The sequence below is a fragment of the Paractinoplanes hotanensis genome, from assembly GCF_023717965.1.
GTDB classification, from domain to species: Bacteria; Actinomycetota; Actinomycetes; order Mycobacteriales; family Micromonosporaceae; genus Actinoplanes; species Actinoplanes polyasparticus.
On record NZ_JAMQOL010000030.1, the window covers coordinates 76,470 to 98,715 of the forward strand.

Annotated in this window: 20 protein-coding genes; 7 read left to right on the forward strand and 13 right to left on the reverse strand. The window is 70.8% G+C overall.

Annotated elements, in window-relative coordinates; genetic code table 11:
* Positions 1–12 precede the first annotated feature (12 nt).
* The 3 genes from LXN57_RS21950 to LXN57_RS21960 are packed head-to-tail and all read right to left on the reverse strand — an operon-like array spanning position 13 to position 3,199.
* On the reverse strand, positions 13–1,356 hold the full coding sequence (locus LXN57_RS21950) for an ABC transporter substrate-binding protein (RefSeq protein ID WP_251800048.1): 1,344 nt from the start codon (positions 1,354–1,356) through the stop codon (positions 13–15).
* Positions 1,357–1,379: 23 nt separating this feature from the next.
* Positions 1,380–2,297, reverse strand: a complete 918-nt coding sequence (locus tag LXN57_RS21955) for a carbohydrate ABC transporter permease (RefSeq protein ID WP_438872898.1) — start codon at positions 2,295–2,297, stop codon at positions 1,380–1,382.
* Entirely contained in the window at positions 2,297–3,199 is a 903-nt protein-coding gene (locus LXN57_RS21960; RefSeq protein ID WP_221377300.1) for a carbohydrate ABC transporter permease, read from the reverse strand. Before LXN57_RS21960 ends, LXN57_RS21955 begins: the two co-directional genes overlap by 1 nt.
* Before the next feature lie 170 nt (positions 3,200–3,369).
* Here LXN57_RS21960 and LXN57_RS21965 point away from each other — a divergent pair, with 170 nt between their 5' ends.
* From LXN57_RS21965 to LXN57_RS21980, 4 genes are all read left to right on the forward strand, one after another.
* A complete protein-coding gene (locus LXN57_RS21965; protein ID WP_438872899.1) occupies positions 3,370–4,368 on the forward strand; it encodes a LacI family DNA-binding transcriptional regulator in 999 nt (332 codons plus the stop codon).
* A gap of 77 nt (positions 4,369–4,445) precedes the next feature.
* A complete protein-coding gene (locus LXN57_RS21970) occupies positions 4,446–5,333 on the forward strand; it encodes a GIY-YIG nuclease family protein (RefSeq protein ID WP_251800050.1) in 888 nt (295 codons plus the stop codon).
* A gap of 5 nt (positions 5,334–5,338) precedes the next feature.
* Positions 5,339–6,838 (forward strand): serine/threonine-protein kinase, encoded by a 1,500-nt coding sequence (locus LXN57_RS21975; RefSeq protein ID WP_251800051.1) that lies wholly within the window; start codon positions 5,339–5,341, stop codon positions 6,836–6,838.
* Positions 6,839–6,934: 96 nt separating this feature from the next.
* On the forward strand, positions 6,935–8,191 hold the full coding sequence (locus tag LXN57_RS21980; protein ID WP_251800052.1) for an RICIN domain-containing protein: 1,257 nt from the start codon (positions 6,935–6,937) through the stop codon (positions 8,189–8,191).
* 23 nt (positions 8,192–8,214) lie between these two features.
* Here LXN57_RS21980 and LXN57_RS21985 read toward each other — a convergent pair whose 3' ends face one another.
* The 4 genes from LXN57_RS21985 to LXN57_RS22000 all read right to left on the reverse strand — a co-directional run bounded on the left by LXN57_RS21985 (position 8,215) and on the right by LXN57_RS22000 (position 11,060).
* The gene (locus LXN57_RS21985; protein WP_251800053.1) at positions 8,215–8,628 is read right to left on the reverse strand and encodes a VOC family protein; all 414 of its coding nucleotides are present in this window, start codon (positions 8,626–8,628) and stop codon (positions 8,215–8,217) included.
* A gap of 9 nt (positions 8,629–8,637) precedes the next feature.
* Positions 8,638–10,071 carry a flavin-containing monooxygenase gene (locus LXN57_RS21990; protein WP_251800054.1) on the reverse strand — a complete coding sequence of 478 codons (1,434 nt, stop codon included), beginning with the start codon at positions 10,069–10,071 and terminating at the stop codon, positions 8,638–8,640.
* Positions 10,068–10,232 carry a hypothetical protein gene (locus LXN57_RS21995; protein ID WP_251800055.1) on the reverse strand — a complete coding sequence of 55 codons (165 nt, stop codon included), beginning with the start codon at positions 10,230–10,232 and terminating at the stop codon, positions 10,068–10,070. Before LXN57_RS21995 ends, LXN57_RS21990 begins: the two co-directional genes overlap by 4 nt.
* 69 nt (positions 10,233–10,301) lie before the next feature.
* A complete protein-coding gene (locus LXN57_RS22000) occupies positions 10,302–11,060 on the reverse strand; it encodes an alpha/beta fold hydrolase (RefSeq protein WP_251800056.1) in 759 nt (252 codons plus the stop codon).
* A 37-nt stretch (positions 11,061–11,097) separates the two neighbouring features.
* Here LXN57_RS22000 and LXN57_RS22005 point away from each other — a divergent pair, with 37 nt between their 5' ends.
* On the forward strand, positions 11,098–12,753 hold the full coding sequence (locus tag LXN57_RS22005; RefSeq protein ID WP_285904656.1) for a GMC oxidoreductase: 1,656 nt from the start codon (positions 11,098–11,100) through the stop codon (positions 12,751–12,753).
* Here LXN57_RS22005 and LXN57_RS22010 read toward each other — a convergent pair.
* Both LXN57_RS22010 and LXN57_RS22015 read right to left on the reverse strand, forming a co-directional pair.
* Positions 12,678–13,814 carry an NAD(P)/FAD-dependent oxidoreductase gene (locus LXN57_RS22010; RefSeq protein WP_251800057.1) on the reverse strand — a complete coding sequence of 379 codons (1,137 nt, stop codon included), beginning with the start codon at positions 13,812–13,814 and terminating at the stop codon, positions 12,678–12,680. The two genes, LXN57_RS22005 and LXN57_RS22010, sit on opposite strands and share 76 nt — an antisense overlap.
* Before the next feature lie 63 nt (positions 13,815–13,877).
* Positions 13,878–14,813 (reverse strand): sigma-70 family RNA polymerase sigma factor, encoded by a 936-nt coding sequence (locus LXN57_RS22015; protein WP_251800058.1) that lies wholly within the window; start codon positions 14,811–14,813, stop codon positions 13,878–13,880.
* A gap of 56 nt (positions 14,814–14,869) precedes the next feature.
* Here LXN57_RS22015 and LXN57_RS22020 point away from each other — a divergent pair, with 56 nt between their 5' ends.
* Complete coding sequence (locus LXN57_RS22020) at positions 14,870–16,339, forward strand: HEAT repeat domain-containing protein (RefSeq protein ID WP_251800059.1); 1,470 nt, start codon at positions 14,870–14,872, stop codon at positions 16,337–16,339.
* A 313-nt stretch (positions 16,340–16,652) separates the two neighbouring features.
* Here the strand turns inward: LXN57_RS22020 and LXN57_RS22025 are convergent, their stop codons facing one another.
* Together LXN57_RS22025 and LXN57_RS22030 are read right to left on the reverse strand one after the other, a co-directional pair.
* Positions 16,653–18,326: an alpha-amylase family glycosyl hydrolase gene (locus tag LXN57_RS22025; protein WP_251800060.1), complete on the reverse strand. Its 1,674-nt coding sequence runs from the start codon at positions 18,324–18,326 to the stop codon at positions 16,653–16,655.
* 359 nt (positions 18,327–18,685) lie between these two features.
* On the reverse strand, positions 18,686–19,540 hold the full coding sequence (locus LXN57_RS22030) for an NmrA family NAD(P)-binding protein (protein WP_251800061.1): 855 nt from the start codon (positions 19,538–19,540) through the stop codon (positions 18,686–18,688).
* A gap of 83 nt (positions 19,541–19,623) precedes the next feature.
* Here LXN57_RS22030 and LXN57_RS22035 point away from each other — a divergent pair, with 83 nt between their 5' ends.
* A complete protein-coding gene (locus tag LXN57_RS22035; RefSeq protein ID WP_251800062.1) occupies positions 19,624–20,346 on the forward strand; it encodes a TetR/AcrR family transcriptional regulator in 723 nt (240 codons plus the stop codon).
* Positions 20,347–21,121: 775 nt separating this feature from the next.
* On the opposite strand, the gene LXN57_RS22040 is transcribed toward LXN57_RS22035, so the two are convergent.
* Positions 21,122–21,526 carry an HIT family protein gene (locus tag LXN57_RS22040; RefSeq protein WP_251800063.1) on the reverse strand — a complete coding sequence of 135 codons (405 nt, stop codon included), beginning with the start codon at positions 21,524–21,526 and terminating at the stop codon, positions 21,122–21,124.
* 51 nt (positions 21,527–21,577) lie between these two features.
* Positions 21,578–22,192 carry a DinB family protein gene (locus tag LXN57_RS22045; RefSeq protein ID WP_251800064.1) on the reverse strand — a complete coding sequence of 205 codons (615 nt, stop codon included), beginning with the start codon at positions 22,190–22,192 and terminating at the stop codon, positions 21,578–21,580.
* Positions 22,193–22,246 lie beyond the last annotated feature (54 nt).

Below are 22,246 nucleotides of genomic sequence, written 5' to 3' on the forward strand. Positions count from 1 at the left end.
CCAAAGAGGGAGTTACTTGACGGTGAAGCCCTGCTCGTTGCCGTACTTGGCGGACTGGTCCTGCCAGGCCTTCAGACCGTCGGCGAGGGTGGTGCTCGAGACGTACGCCTTGCCCACGGTGTCGTTGAAGACGCTGTTCGAGTAGACCTGGAACGGCAGGTACGACCAGCCGGTGACGACGTTCTGGGCCGACTTGGCGAAGATCTCGTTGGCCTTCTGGCCGCCGAAGTACTCGAACTCGTCGCCCAGCCACTTCGGGTCGGCCAGGGTCTTGCTGGTGGCCGGGAAAGCGCCGCCGTCGACGCGGACCTGCACGCCGTCGCCGTCGTTGGCGTACTTCAGGAAGCCGTACGCGAGCTCCTTGTTGGCGCCCTTCTCCATGATCGAAAGAGCGCTGCCGCCGTTCTCGGCGCTGGCGTTCTGGCCGGCGGTCCACTGCGGCAGCTCGGCCGCGCGCCACTTGCCCTTACCGGCCGGGGCGCTGGTGACGAAGTTGGCCGGCATCCACGCGCCGGTGGCGACCGTGGCGATCGAGCCGTTGCCCATGCCCTGGAACCACTGGTCGCTCCACGAGCTGATCGGCGCGAGCAGCTTCTCGGTGATCAGCGTCTGCCACACCTTCACGAACTCCTGCGAGCCGGCGTCGTTGAAGTTGATCGTGACGTTCGTGCCGTCGACCTGGTAGGGCTTGCCGCCGGCCTGCCAGATGAGGCTGGTGGTGAGGCCCGCGTCACCGGTGTCGTTGGTGATGTAGGCCTTCGGGTCCGCCTTGTGCAGCTTGCGCGCGGCCTCCAGATACTCGGTCCACGTCTTGGGGACCTCGATCTTGTGCTTGTCGAAGACTTCCTTGTTGTAGAACAGCGCCATCGGGCCCGAGTCCATCGGCAGGCCGTAGACGCCGCCGCCCGAGTTGACCGAGTTCCACGGGCCGGGGTTGAAGTCGGCCTTGAGGGCCTCGGCGCCGTACGAGTTGAGGTTGGTCAGCGCCTTGCCGATGGCGAACTGCGGCAGGGCGTAGTACTCGATCTGCCCGACGTCCGGGACGCCCTTGCCGGCGGCGATGGCGTTCTGCAGGGCGGTGTACTGCTTGTCGCCGGTGCCCGCGTTGACGAGGTCGACCTTGACGTTCGGGTACTTCTCCTGGAACTTCGTGACGACGTCGGAGAGGGTCGGCTCCCAGGCCCACACCGTGAGGGTGCCACCCTTCTGGAGCGCGGCCTCGACCTGGGCGTCGGTGACGGTGGCGCCGCCGCCGGCGGAGCCGGTGGACGACGAGTCGTCCCCGCCTCCGCCGCAGGCGGCCAGGGCCAGGACGGCAGCCGACGCAGCGGCCGCCACCTTGATGAATCGGGACATGCGAGCGGGTCCTTTCGGGGTGTTCATTCTTTGACGGAGCCGGCGGCCAGGCCGGACTGCCAGTAACGCTGCAGCGAGAGGAACGCTGCGAGGAGCAGGACGACGGTGATCAGCGAACCGGTGATGACGAGGTTGAAGACGGCCTCGCCGCCCGCGGTCGCGGCCTGGGCGTTCCACGAGTTCAGGCCCACGGTGAGCGGGTACCAGTCCGGGTTCTTGAGCATGATCAGCGGCAGGAAGTAGTTGTTCATGGTCGCGACCATGGTGAAGAGCAGGGTCGTGATGAGGCCGGGCATGAGCAGCGGCACGCTGAGGCGGAACAGCGTGCGGAACTCGCCGGCCCCGTCGACCCGGGCCGCCTCGAGCATCTCGGTCGGCACGGCCTGGGCGGCGAAGGTCCACATCAGGTACAGCCCGAACGGCGAGATCAGCGACGGGATGATCACGGCCCACGGGGTGTTGGTGAGCCCCATCTTGCTGAACATCAGGAACGTCGGGACGGCGAGCGCGGTCGGCGGCACGGCCACCGCGCCGATGACGATCGCGAAGACCGCCTTCTTGCCGACGAAGTCGAACTTGGCCAGCCCGTACCCGCCCAGCAGGGCCAGGAACGTCGCCCCGCCCGCGCCGACGACCACGTACAGCAGGGTGTTGAGCAGCCAGCGGGTGAAGATGCCGTCGTTGTACGTGAACGTGTCGGCGATGTTGCTGAAGAACGCGAACTTGCCGTCGTCGAACCAGAGCCCGAAGGAGGAGAACAGCCCCTCCTGGGTCTTGGTCGAGTTGATCAGCAGCCAGACCAGCGGGAACAGCGAGTAGATGGCCATCACCGCGGTGAGCACGGTCAGCAGGACGCTGCCCTTGCGGCGGGGCCGCTTCGGCGACAGGGTCACCGGCTTCGACGTACGCGGGGAGGTCTTCGGCACCGAGGTCGTGGTCATCAGAGGTCCTTCGTCCCGCGCAGCTGCACCACGTAGGCGACGATCATGGTGATCACGGCCATCACGACCGCGATCGCCGCGGAGTAGTTGATCTGCTGGCCCGAGAAGGTCAGCGAGTAGGCGTAGAAGTTCGGCGTGAAGTACGTGGTGATCGCGTTCGGCGCCAGGTTGCGCAGGATGGCCGGCTCGTTGAACAGCTGGAAGCTGCCGATGATCGAGAAGATCGTGGCGATGACCAGCGCGCCCCGGATGGCCGGCAGCTTGATCGAGCGGATGATCCGGACCTGGCCGGCGCCGTCGATCGCAGCCGACTCGTAGAGCGACTTCGGCACGACCTGCAGGGCCGAATAGAAGATCAGCATGTTGTAGCCGACGAACGTCCAGGTCGTGATGTTGCCGATCGAGGCCAGGATGAGGCTGGGCTTCAGCGGGTCGGGCAGGGTGATCCCGAGGGCGTCGTTGAGGTTGCCGATCAGGCCGAACTGCGACCCGTAGATGAAGCCCCACATGAGCGCGGCGACCACGGCCGGCACCGCGTACGGCAGGAAGATCGAGACCCGGAAGAAGCTCTTGCCGTAGAGGCGGCCGCTGTCCAGGGCCAGCGCCACCAGCAGGGCCAGGAAGAGCATGATCGGCACCTGGACGACCAGGAAGAGCCCGACGCGGCCGACGCCGGACCAGAACTGCGGGTCCTGCAGCGCCTGGGTGTAGTTGTCCAGGCCGACGAACGCGTTACCGCCGATGAGCCGGTTGCGGTAGAGGCTGAGGTAGATCGCGTACACGATCGGGGCCAGGAAGACCAGGGCGAACACGATCATGAACGGGCCGACGAACTGCCAGCCCCGATATGAGCGGCGCGCTCGTCTGGTCGCCGGCGGCGCTGCCGCGAGTGGAACTGCCATCTGCCCTCATCCTGTCTTGCCCGAAGCCGAGATGTTTACGCAAACATGACGCGTCGCGGAGCGTTCGACAATGTTTCTTTCGGTTCACTGCTGTGATGTTTGCGTAAACATGCGGGTGATAGTTTCACCGAGTGCAGCGAACGTCAAGCAACCGTCGCCGCGGCGTCTCGATGGCCGACGTGGCGCGTCTAGCTGGGGTCTCCGCCCAGACGGTCAGCCGGGTCTCGACCGGTCACCCGGGCGTGCTCGAGTCGACGCGCCGCGAGGTTCTGAACGCGATGCAACAACTGGGCTATCGACCTAATAGTGCCGCGCGTGCGCTGAAACGCGGCGAATTTCGCACAATCGGTGTCATCTTGTTCACACTCGCGACCACCGGCAACAGCCGGACGGTCGAGGCGATCGCGGCCCATGCCGCCCGCGAGGGGTACGCGATCACGCTGATCCCGGTCGCCGTGCCGACCCAGGACGGCGTGCTCGGCGCCTTCACCCGCCTCGGCGAACTGGCCGTCGACGGCATCATCGTGATCATGGAAGTGCACCTCCTGGACGCGGTCGACCTCACGCTGCCGCCGGGCGTGCCGGTCGTGGTCGTCGACTCCGACGCCGGCGACCGCTACCCCGTCGTCGACGTCGACCAGGCCGAGGGCGCCCGCCAGGCCGTACGCCACCTGCTCGCCCTCGGCCACGAGACGGTCTGGCACGTCACCGGCCCCGACGAGTCGTTCTCCAGCTCCCGCCGCGCCCAGGCCTGGCGGCAGGTGCTCGAGGACGCCGGACGCCCGGTCCCGCCGAGCGAGCACGGGGACTGGTCGGCCGAGTCGGGCTACCGTGCCGGGCTGAGGCTGGCCGCCCGCCCCGAGTGCACCGCGATCTTCGCCGCCAACGACCAGATGGCCCTCGGCGTGCTGCGCGCCCTGCACGAGAACGGCCGCCGGGTCCCCGAGGACGTCAGCGTGGTCGGCTTCGACGACATCCCCGACGCCGCCTCGTACATGCCCCCGCTGACCACGGTCCACCAGGACTGGGCCGAGGTCGGCCGGCGCTGCGTGCAGGCCCTGCTCGAGCAGATCAACCGCCACACCGTGCCGCCCGGCACCGTCCTGGTGCCGACCACCCTCATCGAGCGCGCGAGCGCCGCGCCGCCGTCAACGGATCAACGACAGTAAGCGGAACGATCAGCTCGACTACCCGCCGATCGGCGAGTTGCCTTCGGCGTACGTCTGACGGGATCTACTCTTCGGCGGTGAGCAGTCGTCCGGGGGCCGACCTGCCGGCAGCGCCCGGGGTCTACCGGTTCCGGGATGCCGGCGGGCGGGTGCTCTATGTCGGGCGGGCCACGCATCTGCGCAGCCGTGTCGGATCGTACTGGGGTGACCTGCGGGACCGGCGGCATCTGCGGCGGATGGTTCCGCAGATCGCCCGGGTGGAGGCCGTCGCCTGCGACTCGGCGCACGAGGCGGCCTGGCTCGAACGCAACCTGCTGGAGCGCTCGAAGCCGCGGTGGAACCGGATCCGTGGCGGCCTGGAGGCGCCCTTCTGCATCCGGGTGTCGGCGTCGAGGATCGAGCCGGCGCACTGGCGGCCGGGCGTGGCGGCCGACTTCGGTCCGTACCTGGGTGGCACGCAGGCCCGGCTCGCGGTGTCGGGGCTCGAACGCGTGCTGCCGCTGCGCTACACGGACGAGCGGCTCGACGGCGGGCTACGCGACCTCGCCCGGATTCGGGGTGTGGGCCCCGAGGACCGGGACGCGATGCTGGCTTCCATCAAGGCCGTTCTGCGGCGCGAGGCGGGCGCGCTTTCCGGCGTACGGCGGGAGTTGGCGCTCCTGCGCGACCGGGCCTCGGCGAACCTGGCGTTCGAGCTGGCCGGCCGGATCCAGCAGGAGATCGAGGCGGTCGCGTGGATCGGGGCCGAGCAGAAGGTGACCCTGCTGGCGGCCGGCTCCGATTTCGAGGTGCACGGGTACGCGGACGGCATGCTCGTGAAGTTCCAGATGCGCGCCGGACGGCTCGACCGGTGGGAGCAACGGGCGTGCGCACCGGCCGCCTCGCGGCGCTATCTCGACCGTACGCCGCCGGAATGGTCCGAATTCGCTGCGCGCAACGCGGAGCTGGCCCGCTCTCTAAACTGACCGGCGTGGAAACGGTCGGGGCGCTCCTGACCCGGCTCGTCGGGCAGCGGGCGCTCCTCACAGTCGCGCTGCGGGCCCGGGTCAGCCCGCGGCACCTCCGGCAGTACCTCACGGGCGCAGCGCTGCCCCCGACCACGGCGCCCCTCGAGGCGATCGGCGCTGTGTGCGACGCCGACGAGCAGCGGCTGAACGCGCTGGTCGACGCCTGGTATCAGCAGACCCACCCGCCGATCGAGGTGAGCCACCACGGTTTCCGGTTCCGCGACGACCGCCGCGGCGCACCCGGATTGCCGCCCCACGGCCTGTACTACCGCGTGCTGCACGCGGTGTGGCTGCGGACGGGGAAGCTGCGACCGCTCCCGGGCCAGCGGCCCGGCGCCGAGGAGGCGCTGCGCGCGTGGCACCTCGATCGGCTGCTGTCCGACGATGCCCTCCGCGCGTCCGTGCGGGCCGAGCTCGCGCCGGGCGTGGACGACCGGGCGTGGCGCGCCACGTCGCCGCCCGATCCCGAAGCGCTGGAACGACGGGTGGACGCGGCCGGTCCGGAGGCGATCGGCGCCGCGCTCCTGCACCCGGACGAGGCGATGCGGAACCGGGCGCGGGCCATCGCGTCCCGGCCGGGGCGGCCACGGCAGGACGCCCGGCACGCGCAGGCCGCGATGGCTTGGCGCCCCTGGGAAGCGCCCCTGGCCGGGCCCTCGTGGCTGACCCGGCTGGCCGACCCGGCCGAGGTGCTCGCGGACGTGCCGGTCCGCGCCGACCCGCGCTGGCTGGAGTGGGCGTGGCTGACCGCGCCGGCCGGCCGTGAAACGGTGGAGGCGGGAATCCGGGCCTGCTACCGGCTCGACGGACTGGCCGAACCCGCGTCGATCGTCTGGGCCGACTCGCCGTACACCGGGGTGATGCTGCGCCGGCTGGCCCAGCCGCTCTACGACGACGGCCCTCCCTTGTGGAACGCGGTCGAGCGGGCACGCGATCTCGAATCGGTCCACTCCCGGCCGCCGGACGGGTTGCGGGCGCGGATGACGAGCGAGCTCCGGACGCTGCTCGGCGCCGTGGAGGCGCCCTGCGCGAGCCCGGGCATTCCCCTCGACGTGGGCGACCACCTGGAGCTCAGCGGCCGGGACGCGCTCCGGGCGACCGACCCGCCGCGGGCACGCGCGGCGCTCGAATCCGCGGCCCGGCAGCTGCCCCGGCCCCGGCCCCGCCTGGGCCCGGGCGTCCCGCCCCCGGCCGAACGGAACGACCGCTACTTCCACCTGCACGGGCAGAGCCTGGCCCCGTGGCTCGACATGGCGACGAGGCTGACGGAGGCGGTGGCCGCGACCGGCCACCCGCTGGGCGAGCTGCCGCAGCGGCTGGCCGCCTACCGCGACGCGAACGCGGCGGGTCCGTGGTGGCCGGGCCGGCGCGTGGTCATCGTCGCCGAGCGGCCGGTGTCGATCGAGCCCGGGCCCGTGCTCCGCTGGTGCGACGGCACCGCGTACGACCCTTTTGGAAATTAGCTTAACTATTGCTTGTATCAAGTCCTGTCGATGCCTCAGGATGAGAGCGCGGCGCCGCTCCCCACCATCCCCGCACTCATCCCCTGAGGTATCGCCATGCGTCTGCTCAAACGCGCCCTCGCGGCCGCCGCCATCCTCCTCGGCGTCGTCGCCGCGCCGGTGCAACCCGCGCACGCCGCCGACCCGTTCAAGGTGCTCGCCTTCTACAACGGAACGTACGACGCCGCGCACATCGACTTCGACAAGGAGGCGCGGGAGTGGTTCCCGCAAGCCGGCGCCCAGAACGGCTTCACCTGGGAGGCGACCACCGACTGGAGCCGGCTGAGCGCGTCCGGCCTGGCCGGCTACCAGGTCATCATGTTCCTGGACGACGCTCCCCCGGCCAACCGGCGGGCCGCCTTCCAGCAGTACATGGAGAACGGCGGCGGCTTCCTGGGCTTCCACGTCAGCGCGTTCACCACGAACGCCAACGACTGGAGCTGGTACTACAACACGTTCCTGGGCTCGGGCAACTTCGCCACCAACACGTGGGGCCCCACGGCCGAGACGCTGCGGCTCGGCACGCACCCGACCACGGCCGGCCTGCCCGCGACCATCCCGTCGGCGGTCAGCGAGTGGTACTCGTGGAGCCGTGACCTGCGGCAGAACCCCGACATCGACATCCTGGCGTCGATCGACGCGTCCAGCTTCCCGGTCGGCACCGACCCGAACCAGCAGTGGCGCAGCGGCTTTTACCCGCTGATCTGGTCCAACCGGAACTACAAAATGATCTACACCAACGTCGGCCACAACGCCATGAACTACGAGACCAACACCCGCACGTCGTCCACCTTCGCCAGCCCTCAGCAGAACACCTGGCTGATCAACAGCATCAAGTGGCTGGCCGGCGCGGGTGGCGGTCAGCCACCCACCGAGACGCCCATCGACCCGGCCGCCTGGTATCCCGTGGTCAACAGGAACAGCGGAAAATGCCTGGACGCCCGAGCCGCCGGCACGACGAACGGAACCGCGATCCAGCAGTACGCCTGCAACGGCAGCAACGCCCAGCAGTACCAGTTCGCCCCGACCAGCGGCGGCTATGTCCGCATCAACCAGCGAGGAAACCCCGCCCAGGCCCTGGACGTCACCAACGTGTCCACCGCCGACAACGCCCCGATCCAGACGTGGATGTACGGCGGCGGCAACAACCAGCAGTGGCAGCCCGTCACCGAGGGCGGCGGCTACTACCACTTCGTCAACCGCAACAGCGGCAAGTGCCTGGACGTCCCGGCCGCCTCCCAGGCCGACAGCGTCCAGCTCGTGCAGTACACCTGCAACGGCACCGCCGCCCAGAGCTTCCGCCTCACCAGCTGACAGCAGCCGGCCCGCGGGCGAGCTCAAAACGCCCGCAGGCGACGGGCCGCCGGAGGCTGGAGGATGCAGAACTCGTTGTCGTCGGGGTCGGTCAGGACGTGCCAGGTCCAACCGTGTTCCTCGATGGGGTCGGTGGTGAGACGGCGGGCGCCGAGTGCCGTCACGCGGGCGGTCCCGGCTTCGAGGTCGGGCACGCGCAGGTCCAGGTGCAAGCGGGTCTTGGTGGTCTTGGGTTCGGGCACTTGCTGGAGCAGCAACTCGATGCCGTTGCCGTCGGGAGGTAGCAGAGTCTGGTAGCGGCCCGGTGAGCCGTGCTCGGCCCGGTAGCCGAGCACGCCGCACCAGAAGGCCGCCGACCGTTCCAGGTCGGCGCAGTCCAGGACTATCGCCAGTTCCACGTCGTTGCGTCCGCCGAAGCGGGCCGGGCCGTCGGTCATGACAGCACGTTACGACGAGGGTTCGTAGTCCGTGGGGTCGAGGCGGGCGACCCGGCGTCGGTATTCGGAGGCCATGCCGGGCCAGTTGGTGACGATGCGGCCGGCGGCGTTGCGGTACCAGCTCCGGCAGGCTGTCCAGACGCTGTCGGCGAGGCGGCGCTGGATCTCGCTGTCGAAGGCTGCGGCCACCGAGCGACGCACCTCCAGGGGACGGCCGCCGGCGGCCAGGCGTTGCACGGCCTGGACGATGTAGGCGGCCTGGTGCTCCAGGAAATACAGGACCGACGTGTTGCCCGAGTTGGTGTTGGGGCCGTACATCAGGAAGAGGTTGGGAAAGCCGGGAACTGCCAGTCCCAGGTGGGCGTAGGCGCCGGTCGCCCATTCGTCGGTCAGGCGGCGGCCGTCGCGGCCTTCGACCGTCATGCCGGCCAGGAAGTCGGTGGCGGCGAAGCCGGTGGCGTAGATCAGCAGGTCGCACCGGTGGACTGTGCCGTCCGCGGTTCGTACGCCGGACGGGGTCTTCTCGAGGATCTTCTCGGTGACCAGGGAGACGTCGGGGCGGGACAGCGCCGGCAGCCATCGGTTGGTGAACAGCACCCGTTTGCAGCCCATCGGCTCGTCCGGTGTGACCCGGGCCCGCAGGGCGGCATCGCGCACCTGGACACGGCGCTGGAGCCGGGAGACCGTGCGCACGAAGGCGCTCGCCACCCGGCCGCCGGTGAGGGCTCGGCCGGTGACCAGCGTCATCGCCCACACGCCGGCTCGCGGCAGCTTCATCAGCGCGGGCATTTTCCCGTACGCGAAACGGCGGCCTGCACCATAGCGGCGATCCGGGCGTGGGATCGTCCAGGGTGGAGTCCGCTGGAAGACAGTTATGTGAGCGGCGCGGCCGGCGAGCGCGGGCACCAGCTGAATGGCGCTCGCCCCGGTGCCGATGACCCCGATGCGGGCGCCGTCGATCGGCAGATCCGCACGCCACCGGGCCGTGTGCACAGCTGGTCCGGCGAAGTCGCCCGGGATCGGCGGCAGCACCGGGTTGCCGAGCTGACCCACCGCCGGCACCAGAACGTCCGCCTCGACCACGAGACCGTCCCGGGTCGTTACCAGCCACCGGCCGTCCGACCAGACCGCCGATGTCACCTCCGCGTTGACCCGCACCCGGGATGCCACGCCGAGCGCGGCCGCCGTCGACCGCAGGTAGGCCAGTATCTCGTCGTGCGACGGGAAACGCCGGCTCCAACGTGGATTCGGCGCGAACGAATACGAGTACAGCGGCGCGGGAACGTCGCACGCGCAGCCCGGATAGGTGTTGTCGCGCCACACCCCGCCGATCGACGGCGCCTTCTCGAGCACCACGACGTCGTCGAAGCCGGCCTTCAGCAGGGCGGCAGCGGCCGCCGTCCCGCCGAAGCCGGCTCCGACGACGACGATCCGGGGATTCACGGGCTGTACTTCCGGTGGTCGTCGAGCGTGGTCAGCTCGGTGCCGCACCAGGTGTTCATGTAGTGCGAGCCCCAGCGGTCGGCGAGGTGCGCGGCCGGCAGGAACGAGATGGCACGATCACCAAAACGCACGCCGACGAGCGGGGCCGTGGAGTGGCTCATGGCTGACCGCCTTAGCCGTCGGGGATGTGTGCCGAAAGTAGCAGCCTGTTGGCGGTGTGCCAATAGGCTTCAGGCAGTCTCGAGGAGCAGCCGCGCGCACACCGCCGGATCGTCGCCGAACGGCAGGTGACCGCACCCCTTCAGCCGTACGTGCCGGGCCTCGGGAAGCAGCCGCCGAGCGCGCCTCGCCTGGCCGTAGGGCAGCACCAGATCGCGCGTCCCCCAGGCGATCGTCGTCGGCACGGCGCCCGCCCCGGCGAAGCGCCAGGCCCCCAGCTCGCGGCGGGCACCGGCGAATCCGGGCGCCGCCACCAGTGCCCGGGCGTCGTCCACCGCCTCGTCCGGGGTCAGGCGCAGCGGACGCGCATAGAAGAGCCCGCACAGCGCGGCCCGCCCGGCCCGGGTCCGCAGCAGGGCAGGGAGAACCGGGCCGAGCAGAGCGCCGCCACTGCGCGCCGCGCCCACAGTCCCCTGACACCACCGGGCCCCGGACGAGCCGTAGAAGCCGACCGGAGCGAATGCCGTCACCACCCGCGCCACCCCCCGGCGTCCCAGTTCCAGCGCGACTGCCCCACCCAGCGAACTGCCGCCCACCGCCGGCCGCGTGACGCCGAGCGCATCGAGCAATTCGGTGACCCGGTCGGCGAGATGCGGCACGTCGCCCGGCCCACCGTCCGGTGGCGACGACCCGAAACCCGGCAGATCGACCGCGATCACATCACGCTGCGCGGCCAGCGCGGGCAGCACCGGCTTCCACACCTGCCACCGGCTGCCGATCCCATGTATGAGAACGAGCGGACTTCCGGCGCCCTCTCGGTGATACCGCACCCGACCCACTCCGCTTATTGACAGACCGCCAACAACGATGTCACCGTACGCCATGGCGTACGACTACGACGTGCTCGTCGTCGGATCAGGATTCGGCGGCAGCGTCAGCGCGCTGCGGCTGACCGAGAAGGGCTACCGGGTGGCCGTGCTCGAGGCCGGCCGCCGCTTCGCCGACGATGAGCTTCCGCGCACGTCGTGGCGGTTGCGCCGCTACCTCTTCGCGCCCGCGCTGCGCTGCTTCGGCATTCTGCGGCTGACCCTGCTCGACAATGTGCTGATCATGTCGGGGGCCGGGGTCGGCGGCGGGTCGCTGGGCTATGCCAACACCCTCTACGAGCCGCCCGACCGCTTCTTCGCGGATCCGCGCTGGGCCGCGGTCACCGACTGGAAGGCCGAACTGGCGCCCGCCTACGACCAGGCCCGGCGCATGCTCGGCGTCACCGACAATCCGCAGGAGACCGCGTCCGACCGGGTGCTGCTCGAGGTGGCCACTCGACTGGGGGTGGAGAAGACCTTCCGGCGTACGCCCGTGGGCGTGCATTTCGGTCCCGCAGCGCACGACCCGTATTTCGGTGGCGCCGGACCGGCCCGGGAAGGCTGCACCTTCTGCGGGTCGTGCATGACCGGCTGCCGGGTCGGGGCGAAGAACACGCTCGTCAAGAATTACCTGTATCTGGCCGAGCGGTCCGGCGCCACGGTCCATCCACTGACGACGGTCACCGACGTACGGGCCCGGGCGTCCGGCGGATTCACCGTGCGTACCCGCCACACCGGCGGCGTCCGCCGTCGCACGTTCACCGCCGGGCAGGTCGTCTTCGCCGCGGGCGCGCTCGGCACCCAGCGCCTGCTGCACCGCCTGCGTGACCGCGGCCGCCTGCCCCACCTCTCGCCGCGGCTCGGCGAGCTCAGCCGCACCAACTCGGAGTCGATCCTGGGCGCCCGCACCCGCCGCCGCGACACCGACTACAGCCGCGGCGTTGCCATCACTTCGTCGATCCACGTCGACGCCGACACACACGTCGAACCCGTCCGCTACGGCCGCGGCAGCAACCTGCTGGCCCTGATGTCGACGGTGCTGGTCGACGACGCCGGCGGCCGCTCCCGGCTCGCGGCCGGCGTGCGCGAGCTCGTGCGCGACCGCCGGAACCTGCGGCTGCTGGCCTGGCCGCGCCACTGGTCGGAACAGACCGTCGTGCTGCTGGCCATGCAGTCGCTCGACAACTCCATCACCGTGCACAGCAGCGGCGACCGGCTGCGGACCCGCCAGGGCGTCGGCGTGCCCAACCCGGACTGGGTGCCGGCCGCCCATGATGCGGCCCGGTGCGCCGCCTCGCTGGTCGACGGCGTGCCGCTCGGCGCCGTGACCGAGCTGGCCGGACGCCCGGTGACCGGCCACTTCCTGGGCGGCTGCGCGATCGGCACGACGGCCGGCGAGGGCGTCATCGACCCGTACCACCGCGTCTTCGGGCACCCCGGCCTGCACGTCGTCGACGGCTCGGCGGTGGCCGCCAACCTGGGCGTGAACCCGTCGCTGACGATCACCGCCATGGCCGAGCGCGCGCTCTCGCTGTGGCCCAACGCGGGCGAGCCCGACCCGCGGCCACCGCACGGTGCGCCCTACCGCAGATTGCCCGCGGTTTCCCCCGTACGCCCGGTCGTGCCGGCCGGCGCGCCCGGAGCACTCCGGATGTGACGGCGCCGGCTCGGCAGCATCATGGTCGGGTAGGCGATGTTCCAGGCCGCCCCGGAGCAGACCCACTCCTTGATCCGCGCCGCCCGCCGGCCCGTGACGACGGTCGACGTCGGTTCGTCGTCCGCCGTCGTGATCTGCAGAATGCCGTCGCGACGGCCCAGGCTGATGCACTGCCCGTAGTAGCGCAGCGGAAGCTCCTTCGCCAGTCGCCCGGTCAGGCGCTCGGCGATGGCATCGGCGGCACGCCACGCCATCGGCACCGCCGACGCGCAGCACATCCGCATCGGACGGCCGTCCGGGCCCTCGGCCGAGGCGGCGTCGCCCACCGCGTACACGCTGGGGTGTGACACCGAGCGCATGGAGCCGTCGACGACGATGCGGCCCACGTCGGAGACCGTCAGCCCCGAACCCGCAGCAATCGGGGTCGCGCTGAATCCCGTTGTCCAGACGGTCACCGCGGCGTCCTGCTGCTCGGCCACCTCGGTGATGGACAACCGGCTCAGAGTCGCTTGCAGGTGCTGTTGCGCCTTGTCGCTGAGCCACGTGCCGACGCCCCGGCGTGCCGTGATCCGCACCCGCAGGTCCGGTCGCGACTCGGCGATCTCGGTCGAGGCCTCGATGGCAGTCAGGCCTCCACCCACGACCAGCACGGTCTCGCCCGGACCGAGTTCGCTCAGCCGCTCCCGCAGTCGCAGCGCGGCGGCCCGGCTCGACACGTGATGGCGTCCCGGCTCGGCCCGGGTGCTGCTGCCCAGGGCGACGACCAGGGTTTCGTACGGGATCTCGCGGTCGCCCAGAACCACGGTCCTGCGCTCGGCGTCGATGCCGGTGACCCAGGCCGGCAGCAGCTCGACGGGGGTGCCCGCGAAGATGTCCCGCAGCGGGCGGTACGGCAGATCCTGGCCGGCGGCGAGCTGGTGCAGGCGGATCCGTTCGACGAAGTCGGGGTCGGCGTTGACCAGGGTGACCCGGGTGTCGCCCGGATGCAGCCGGCGGGCCAGCCGACCCGCGGCGTGCGCTCCGGCATACCCGGCTCCGAGGACGACGATGCGGTGCTTCATGGATGGCGCTCCTGTCCGGTAGGCGTACCTCCTGAACCGGGGCGGGCCGCCTTTCCTGACAGGTCAGCCGATGACCTGAATCACATCGTCGTCGCTCGCCCGCCAGCGGCCGGCGAGCCGCCGCAGCTTCCGCGGGTTGGCCTGGATGTGCAGGGCGGCGATGCCACCGGGCGCCACGTCGAACGAGATCACCCCGAGAACCGCGACGCCATCGGCCGCGACCACCACCGCCGGACCGTCGTTCACCACGGCCGCGTAGAAGCCGACCCGGACGTCGCCGATGAAACGCCGGATCGTGTCGGCGTTGAACCCACCGCGCAGCACCCGCGCGATGGCCAGGGGCCCGATGATCGGCGTGCTGCGGGCCGGAACCTCGCCGCCGCCGTCGGCCACGCCGCGCGCGTCGTCGGTCAGCAGCCGGACGAGCGGCTCGATCTCGCCGCTGAGCGCCGCGGCCAGGAACTCCTCGACAATCTTGCGGGTGGCGGCGGCGTCGACCTCGACCCGGACCTGCTCGGTGACCAGGTGCTGCCGGGCCCGCCGCAGCAACTGCTGGCTGTTGGACTCGCTGATGTCGAGGATCTGCGCGATCTCGGCGTGCGGGTAGCCGAACGCCTCGCGCAGCACGTAGACCGCCCGCTCGCCGGCCGGCAGGCGTTCCATCAGCGCGAGCATCGCGATCGACACCGACTCGCGCTGCTCGGCGGTCTCGGCCGGCCCGAGCATCCGGTCGCCGTCGAGCACCGGCTCGGGCAGCCACTGCCCCACGTAGCTCTCCCGCCGCACCCGGGCCGAGGTCAGCTGATTCAGGCACACATTGGTCAACGCCTTGGTGAGCCAGGCTTCCGGCGTACGGATGAACTGCCGCTCCGCCCCCTGCCACCGCAGGAACGTGTCCTGCACGGCGTCCTCAGCGTCCTGAGCGGACCCCAGCAGCCGATACGCGATCGCTTCGAGCCGGCCCCGCGACCGCTCGAACACCTCGACCTCGCCCGACATCGTTCCACCCTGCCACGCCGCGCAAAATTGTCGTAGGGGCGAAGTAGGGTCGCGCCGTGCTCGAAAAGCTGGACGACGTGCCCTGGTCCGACCTTCATCACGCCTATGGCCCCGCTGACGACGTGCCCGCTCAGCTGCGGGCGCTGCGCTCCGACGACGCCGACGTGCGCAAGAAATCACTGTGGAGCCTGTTCGGCACCATCTTCCATCAGGGCACGCGCTACGAGGCCAGCTCGCATGCGGTGCCGTTCCTGCTCGAGCTGGCGGCCGCCCCGGCCACACCGTCCCGGGAGTCGGTGATCGAGCTGCTGGTGGCGCTGGCCATCGGCTCCGACGAGTCCTATCTGCCCGGCGGCTTCCCCCTCGCCGAGCTGCAGTCCGCCGCAACCGGCGGCGCCGCTCTGCTCCGCGACGGCGGCCCGCTCGCATCCCTGCCCGAGGCCGATCAGGATCGGCTGCAGGCGCGCATCGAGCTGAACGCCTACGAGGCGGTCGCCGCGGGGGTTCCGCTCTTCGTGCCGCTGCTGAAAGATCCCGACCCGGCCGTACGGCGAATGGCCGCGTACGCCCTGGGCTGGTTCCCCGCCCCCAGCCCCCACTTTTCTTCATCCGGCCCCGACGTGCCCATCGCCCCGCCTCTCCCACTCAATCCCGCCGCACCCCTCCCAGCCAACCCCGACACCGCCGCACCCCTCTCACCCAGCCCGGAGACGTCCACCGACGCACTGCCCTCAGCCAGCCCTGCGGCGCACACCGCCGCTCCGCCGCCACCCAGCCCTGCGGCGCACGCCCCCGCTTCGCCGTCACCCAACCCTGAAGTACACGCCGCTCCGCCGTCGGACCGCCCTGACGTGCACGCAGCTCCGCCGTCGCTCAGCCCAGAGGTGCCGATCGCCGGAGCTGCCTCACCCAGCTCTGTTGCGCTTGCCGAAGCGCTCGCCGATGAAGACGCGTCCGTGGCAGCGACTGCCGCCCTGTCGCTGGGGCTCCTCGGCGAAACGGCCGGGAGCGTGCTCGCCGAGGCCGCGATCGCGAGCGCCTTGGGCGATCCACGCGAAGTCGTCCGGGGCGGAGCCGCCATCGCGCTGGCCAAGGCGCACGGGCGTGCAGCCCCACGACGAGTGGTTGACGAGCTGCTCAGCTGGGCGGCCGGCGGCCAAGCGACCGAGGTCCCCTATCTCGACGGTGACCTGGCCGGCTACGCCGCCCGGTCGCTGGCGCTGGTGCTGCCCGACGAGTCCGACGAGGCGCTCGACGCCCTGCTGGGCCGCCTGCCGACGGTATCCGGAGCCGAGGCGCTGCCGGTGGTCGGCGAGGCGTTGCGGCGGGTCTTCCCGGGCGGCCCGATCGTCTCGGGCACTCCGTTCGACGCCCTCACCGAACGCCAGAAACGGGTTGTCCGCGCGCTGGCCGGGTCCCCGTCGACTTGGCTGTTCCTGGAACGGGCATACGGCAACTTCGCCTGGCTCATCGGCAGCTACGGCCTGCCCTCCGACGAGGAGGCGATGCGCGCCTACGCCACCTGACCAAACGCTGCCGTCCGACGGGGGCCCGAAGAGCACCCGCGTCGCACGACCGAGACGCTGCCATCGGCACGGACCCGACGGGCGGCCGCACAGCCTGACCACAACGCCGCCGTCCGCGACGGGGTAACGGGCGCCCGTGCCGCTCACCAAACGCCGCCCTCAGGCACAGACGCGCTAGGTGCCCGCGGCGCCTGACCGAAACGCCCGCGTCCAGCGCCGGGAACGGGCGCCTGCGCCGCGTTACCGGATCTCTGTCGCCTGCTGTGCGCTTCGGGGCGGGTGACGCCGGGCTGGGTCGCGCTTTCGTCGCGCCCTACGCCTCAAGGGTGAACACGCCGTAGCCGAAGCCTGCCACTCGGAGCTCGCCCGGCCGCGCCTCCACGCCCGAGGCCCACAGTGGGGTCACACCGTCGAAGGCCAGGGTGGCCGGCTCACGGCGCGGGTTCACGACGACCAGATGGGAGTCGCCGCGAACGTACGCCAGGGGGTAGCCCTCGGAAACGATCCGGGTGGAGGCCCGTGTGCCCAGGGCCGGCGTGGCGCGGCGCAGGGCGATCAGCTCACGCACCAGGGTGAGCGTCGACGCCGGATCGTTCTGCTGTGCGGCTACGGTCGGCCGGTCCGGGTCGGGGTCGATCGGCAGATAGAGTTTTGCGGCGTCGGCGGTAGAGAAGCCGGCGTTCGGGCTGTCGTCCCACTGCATCGGGGTGCGGCAGCCGGCGCGGTTGTAGCCGGGGTCGCAGATCGAACCCTCGACGTTGGGCAGGCCGGGCAGGTAGCGCATGCCGATCTCGTCGCCGTAGTACAGGCACGGGACGTTGCCCCACGTGAACAGGAATGTCAGCGCGGCGCCAAGCTGCTCGGGGCCGCGCGGGCCGCAGCGTAGCCGGTCGAAGTCGTGGTCGGCCGTGGCGAGGATGATCGGGCGGTCCGGGTGTTCCTCCCGGGCGGCCGCCCAGGCGTCGAGGAACGGCCGGGTGCTGCCCCCGCCATCGGCGTCGAAGAACGGCTCGCGCGGCGCCTGGAAGGGCAGGCGGCCAGCGTACTGGTTGTTGAACAGGCTCGCGTGCGCGTCGTGGATGACCAGGAAGAAGTCGGCGTCGAAGGCGAGCGGCCCGCCGACGCGCGGCTCGGCGCCCTCGGGGATCAGCACCGCGTCGGGGTAGGCGCTGTCCAGCCACTGGCGGATCTCACGCCACAGCGCGACCGTCTCGGCGTACCCGTGGGTCAGTTCCTCGTCCTTGACCAGCGAGAACGCCATGTCGACGCGGAAGCCGGCCACGCCCAGGCCGAGCCAGTGGCCGATGATGTCCTTGAGCGCCTGCCGGTTGCGCCGCGGGCCGGGCGCGTCGATAGCGTCCCGCCACGAGTCGTCCCGCGGGCGCGCGACCTGTACGTCCACCGGCTGATCGGTCTCGCCCTGAAGCCCGTCGGGGGTGTCCTGCGCTGCGGCGCCCCGGGACACCCAGCCGAAGTTGAGCGCGGGCTGCTCGTCGTAGAAGTTCTTGAGGTAGTAGCCCGGCCGCGGACCGGGCGAGCGCACCCAGGCCGGGGTGCCCGGCTGCTGACGGGTCCAGGTGCGCTCCGGCAGCTGCTCGCTCCAGATGTAGCGGTCGCCTTCGGGGTCGGGCCCGTCGGCGTTGAGCTCCTTCTGGAACCAGGGGTGCTCGATGGACGTGTGCCCGGCGACCAGGTCGAGCACGACGCGGATGCCGCGCTGCCGGGCCTTGGCGACCAACTCGGCCATGTCGTCGTTGGTGCCGTAGCGAGGCGCGATCGTCAGATAGTCGGACACGTCGTAGCCGGCATCGACGAACGGCGACGCGAAGCAGGGGTTAAACCAGATGACGTCGATCCCGAGCGACGCGATGTGGTCGAGCTTGTCGATGACCCCGCGCAGGTCCCCGACGCCGTCACCGTCGGAGTCAGCGAACGACTGTGGATAGATCTCGTACATGACAGCGTCGGCCAGCCATTCGCGCCCCATGTCCGCCAGCTAACCACGCCCGTCCCGAAACCGCCGCGCTTCCCCCGGTGGCGTCCGGCCCGCCTGCGGCCCGCACGCCGCCCGACGGTTTCGCCTGCGTCGAGTTGGGTCCGGCACTCCCGTAGCGGCAGCACCTGCGCTTCCCAAGGGACCGGCAACTACCCGCCCCGAAACCCGGTCACCGTCAACCACACGGCTGCCGGGCCGAGACGAACACACACCCCACAAGCCCCCGGACGGGACGGTGGCCCCGCCCGGATCGACCCGTGCGGGACTGGGCCGAGCGATGGTCGCCCGCTCAGATCACCCGTGCGGGACGACGCGAACCGAGGTCCCGGGCGGCCAGGATGGCGCCCTGCTCAGATCAGCCCTTGCAGGACGGCGCGAGCCGGGATCGCGGGACGGCCCAGGAGCTTCTCGAGCGTCGGGTCGGCGACGGCGAACTCCCCGCGACGGGCGGCGCGGAACATGCCGAGGGTGAACTCGGCCGCGGGCTCGGGGACTCCGTCGGCCACCGCGGCGGCCTTCCACTCGTCGTCGCCGGCTGTCACGCGCGTGATGCGGCGACCGCTGAGTTCGCTCAGGATGGCGGCGACTGCCTCGAAGTCGAGCAGCTCGGGTGCGGTCAGCGGCGGTGTCACGCCGTCGAGGACTCCGTCGTCGGCGAGGGCGATCGCGGCCGCCTCGGCCAGGTCGTCGTGCGCCGTCCACGAGAACGGGCCGTCCTCCGGGACGACCAGCTCGCCGGTCCGGAGCGCCGCGCCCACGTAATAGCCGAGCGTGCTCGCGTAGAAGCCGTTGCGCAGGGCGGTGAACGGGATGTCGAGGCCGGCCAGGTAAGCCTCGGTATCGGCGTGGGTCAGCTGCGGAGCGAAAAGCGAATCCTTGGAGGCGGCCTGGTGGCTCGTGTAGAGGATGCGGCGCGCTCCGGCGGCGCGGGCAGCGTCGACGGCCGTCTTGCTGGCGGCGACAGCGGCGTCCCCGCGGATAGCGGCGGAAATGATCAGGACGCGGTCCGCGCCTTCGAAGGCGTGCTCAAGGCCCGCCGGTTCGGTGAAGTCGCCCGTACGGACGCGTACGCCCCGCTCGGCCAGCGACGACGCCTTCGCGGCATCGCGGACGCTGACGCCGACCTCGTTCGCGGGCGCCCGTTCGAGCAGACGCTCGACGATCCGGGATCCGAGCTGCCCGGTGGCGCCGGTAATGATGATCATGCTGACTCCTCGTTTCCGTCGTTACTCGTACGACGTTAGCACCGATACACCGCCCGATAACAAGACCCTGTTAGCATTGCTACATGACCCACCCGGAGGCGACGACCGACAGCGGCAGCCGAGCCAAGATCGTCGAGGCTGCCGCGCGTCTGCTTCGCGAGCAGGGAATCCGCGCCGTGACGACCCGCGCCGTCTCCCAGGCCGCCGGAGTGCAGGCGCCGACCATCTACCGCCAGTTCGGCGACAAGGACGGCCTGATCGATGCCGTGGCCGAACACGTGATGGCCACCTACGTGGCCGCCAAGGCGCAGACCGCCGCCGCCGAGAGCGACGACCCGGTGGCCGACCTGCGCGCCGCCTGGCAGGCTCACATCGAGTTCGGCCTGGCCAACCCCGGCCTGTACGCGCTGTTGTCGAACCCCGAGCGCGCCCACCACTCCCCCGCGACGGTCAACGGCATCAAGGTCCTTCAGGCCCGCGTACGCCGCCTGGCCGCAGCCGGCCGCCTGCGAGTGGACGAACCCCGAGCCGTCAACATGATCCACGCAGCCGGCTCCGGCACCGTCCAGGCGCTGCTGGCCGCACCCCCCGACGACCGCGACCTCACCCTGTCCGACGCGATGTTCGACACCGTGGCCGCCGCGATCCTCACCACCGCTCCCGCCACCCCCGAAGCCGGCACAGCCGCCGTGGCCGTCACGTTCGGCACGGTCCTCCCGGACCTCCCCGCCCTCACCGACGCCGAACGCGCCCTCATGGCGGAGTGGCTCGACCGCTCCCTGACCCATCTCCGTCCCGCCCGCTGACCAGGTGGTTCGATCCCTGCCGAGTCGGACCGCTCCTGGAGCGAGCAACTGCGCGACCGTGCTCCCGAGGCCTTCGCCGACATAGTCATCCACCAGCAAGATGGACGGACCACCGCAGACAAGAGGGACGGATCACCGCAACCGAACAGGCCGCGCCGCCCGGCATCAGCCGCTTCGCGACCGGCCTGACCACCGACCTCGCCGTCGTGACCGCCGGACGGAGTCGGCCCGCCCCCGTCGGTCGGCCGGCGAGCGATCGCGGTCGACGGCAAGACCCGGCGCGGATCTCGCACCGCCGGCACTGCGGCCGATCACGTGATGGCCCCCTGCGACCAGCGTGGTCCTGGCCAGCACGGACGTCGACGGCAAGTCGAATAGGATCACGAAAACACACGGATCTGCCACGATGATCGCTCGGATCGCAGTCAGGCTGGTCACTGCGGGGGAGCAAGGGAGCCTTGCCAGTTCGCCCGCTGCTCGGCTCGGCTGAGCGTCGGTAAGGCGAGGAAATGCCACGAACCTGGGACTCGACCAGGCTGACAACGGCTGAGACCGGAGACGAGACCCGAGATCCGAGCGCCGGGAGATGCCAGCCGCGCCAAGACCCGGCTTCGAATCGCTCGGGCATACCTGACGGCCGAGGCCAACGGAGCTGATCAATCCCACCCGAGACAATTCCTGATCACAGCTGATCTCGAATCCGTTGGGCGAGTGCCGCCTGGGCCGCGTCGTCAACCGCCAGGACCCCGTTCTCGGCCATGAGGGCATGAAACTGTTACTGGTGGTACGGCACGCCCGGCGGTAACGCGGCGAGATGCCAATGCACGTGCGCGTTGCCCTGCTGACTGCCCAAGCTCAGCGAATACATCCGCTCGGTCGGCACAGTGGCCGCCACTGCCCGTGCCACTCTGCGCACCACGCCCTGGAAGCGTAGGAAATCCGGCTCCTCCAGGTCGTCGATCCAGCTCTCGACATGTCGCTTCGGCGCCACCAGGCAGTAACCCAGCTGCACAGGGTGGCGGGTCAGGAAGGCGATGGTGTCGTCGTCCTCGTACAACGAGTGGTGCCGGTAATCCGGGTGGCCGGCGAGGTACGCACAGACGAAGCACGGCCCCTCCCGCACTCGACGACCGTACTGGTCGAAATCGAAGTCGACCCGCGCCGGTTGATCGTCGTCCACATCGGCACGGTAGACCCCACAGCAGCGCACTCAGACGAGTGGGCGGTGCGGTCAGTGTGGGGTGCCGTCCCATTTCCAGGTTGTGCGGGCGGGCAGGCCGGGGAGGGTTCCGCGGCCGGTCGCCCAGAGCAGCGTCGCCCACGGGTCGGTTGTTGTCGGCGCGGTGGGGAACAGGCGGGCCAGGGCGGCAGCGCACAGATCGGCGGGCGGGGACCACGGCAGGCCCAGGCCACCGGTCACGTCGCGCATGTGGACCAGCACCTCGACCACGCCCATGGCGGCGAAGCCGGAAGGATCGGACGGGCCGTAGGGGTGGAACGACACGCGGTCGGCCGGTACGGCATCGGCCGTCACCGCCAGCATCGCGCCGCAGACTTCGAGGGTCTGGATCAGGCCGGACTGGCCCGCGGGACGCTCGGCGAAAATCGTCAGCCCGGGGCCGCCTTCGCGGAGATGCCGCCAGCCGATCGGAACGTAGGTGGTCGTGGACGGGGTCGCCGGCGCGAGCTGGGCCGTGTAGGCGAAGAGGCAGTCCGCCATGTGCTCGATCGTCTCCCAGCAGGTCCACTCGAGTCCGGCTGCCGGTTTCTGCCAGTCCAGGTCGAGGGCCCCGGTCAGGGCCTCGCGGGTCAGGTCGCACGCGCGGGTCACACCGTGGCTGATCATCAGGAGATTACGGCCCGCCGGAGAGATCGGCGCAAGCGAATTCGGGTATCCGCG

Excerpts from the sequence above, each read along its gene's own strand:
- LXN57_RS21950 (WP_251800048.1), bottom strand. The coding sequence starts at position 1,356 with ATGTCCCGATTCATCAAGGTGGCGGCCGCTGCGTCGGCTGCCGTCCTG.
- LXN57_RS21955 (WP_438872898.1), bottom strand. The coding sequence starts at position 2,297 with ATGACCACGACCTCGGTGCCGAAGACCTCCCCGCGTACGTCGAAGCCG.
- LXN57_RS21960 (WP_221377300.1), bottom strand. The coding sequence starts at position 3,199 with ATGGCAGTTCCACTCGCGGCAGCGCCGCCGGCGACCAGACGAGCGCGC.
- LXN57_RS21965 (WP_438872899.1), top strand. The coding sequence starts at position 3,370 with ATGGCCGACGTGGCGCGTCTAGCTGGGGTCTCCGCCCAGACGGTCAGC.
- LXN57_RS21980 (WP_251800052.1), top strand. The coding sequence starts at position 6,935 with ATGCGTCTGCTCAAACGCGCCCTCGCGGCCGCCGCCATCCTCCTCGGC.
- LXN57_RS21985 (WP_251800053.1), bottom strand. The coding sequence starts at position 8,628 with ATGACCGACGGCCCGGCCCGCTTCGGCGGACGCAACGACGTGGAACTG.
- LXN57_RS21995 (WP_251800055.1), bottom strand. The coding sequence starts at position 10,232 with ATGAGCCACTCCACGGCCCCGCTCGTCGGCGTGCGTTTTGGTGATCGT.
- LXN57_RS22005 (WP_285904656.1), top strand. The coding sequence starts at position 11,098 with ATGTCACCGTACGCCATGGCGTACGACTACGACGTGCTCGTCGTCGGA.
- LXN57_RS22010 (WP_251800057.1), bottom strand. The coding sequence starts at position 13,814 with ATGAAGCACCGCATCGTCGTCCTCGGAGCCGGGTATGCCGGAGCGCAC.
- LXN57_RS22015 (WP_251800058.1), bottom strand. The coding sequence starts at position 14,813 with ATGTCGGGCGAGGTCGAGGTGTTCGAGCGGTCGCGGGGCCGGCTCGAA.
- LXN57_RS22025 (WP_251800060.1), bottom strand. The coding sequence starts at position 18,326 with ATGGGGCGCGAATGGCTGGCCGACGCTGTCATGTACGAGATCTATCCA.
- LXN57_RS22030 (WP_251800061.1), bottom strand. The coding sequence starts at position 19,540 with ATGATCATCATTACCGGCGCCACCGGGCAGCTCGGATCCCGGATCGTC.
- LXN57_RS22035 (WP_251800062.1), top strand. The coding sequence starts at position 19,624 with ATGACCCACCCGGAGGCGACGACCGACAGCGGCAGCCGAGCCAAGATC.
- LXN57_RS22045 (WP_251800064.1), bottom strand. The coding sequence starts at position 22,192 with ATGATCAGCCACGGTGTGACCCGCGCGTGCGACCTGACCCGCGAGGCC.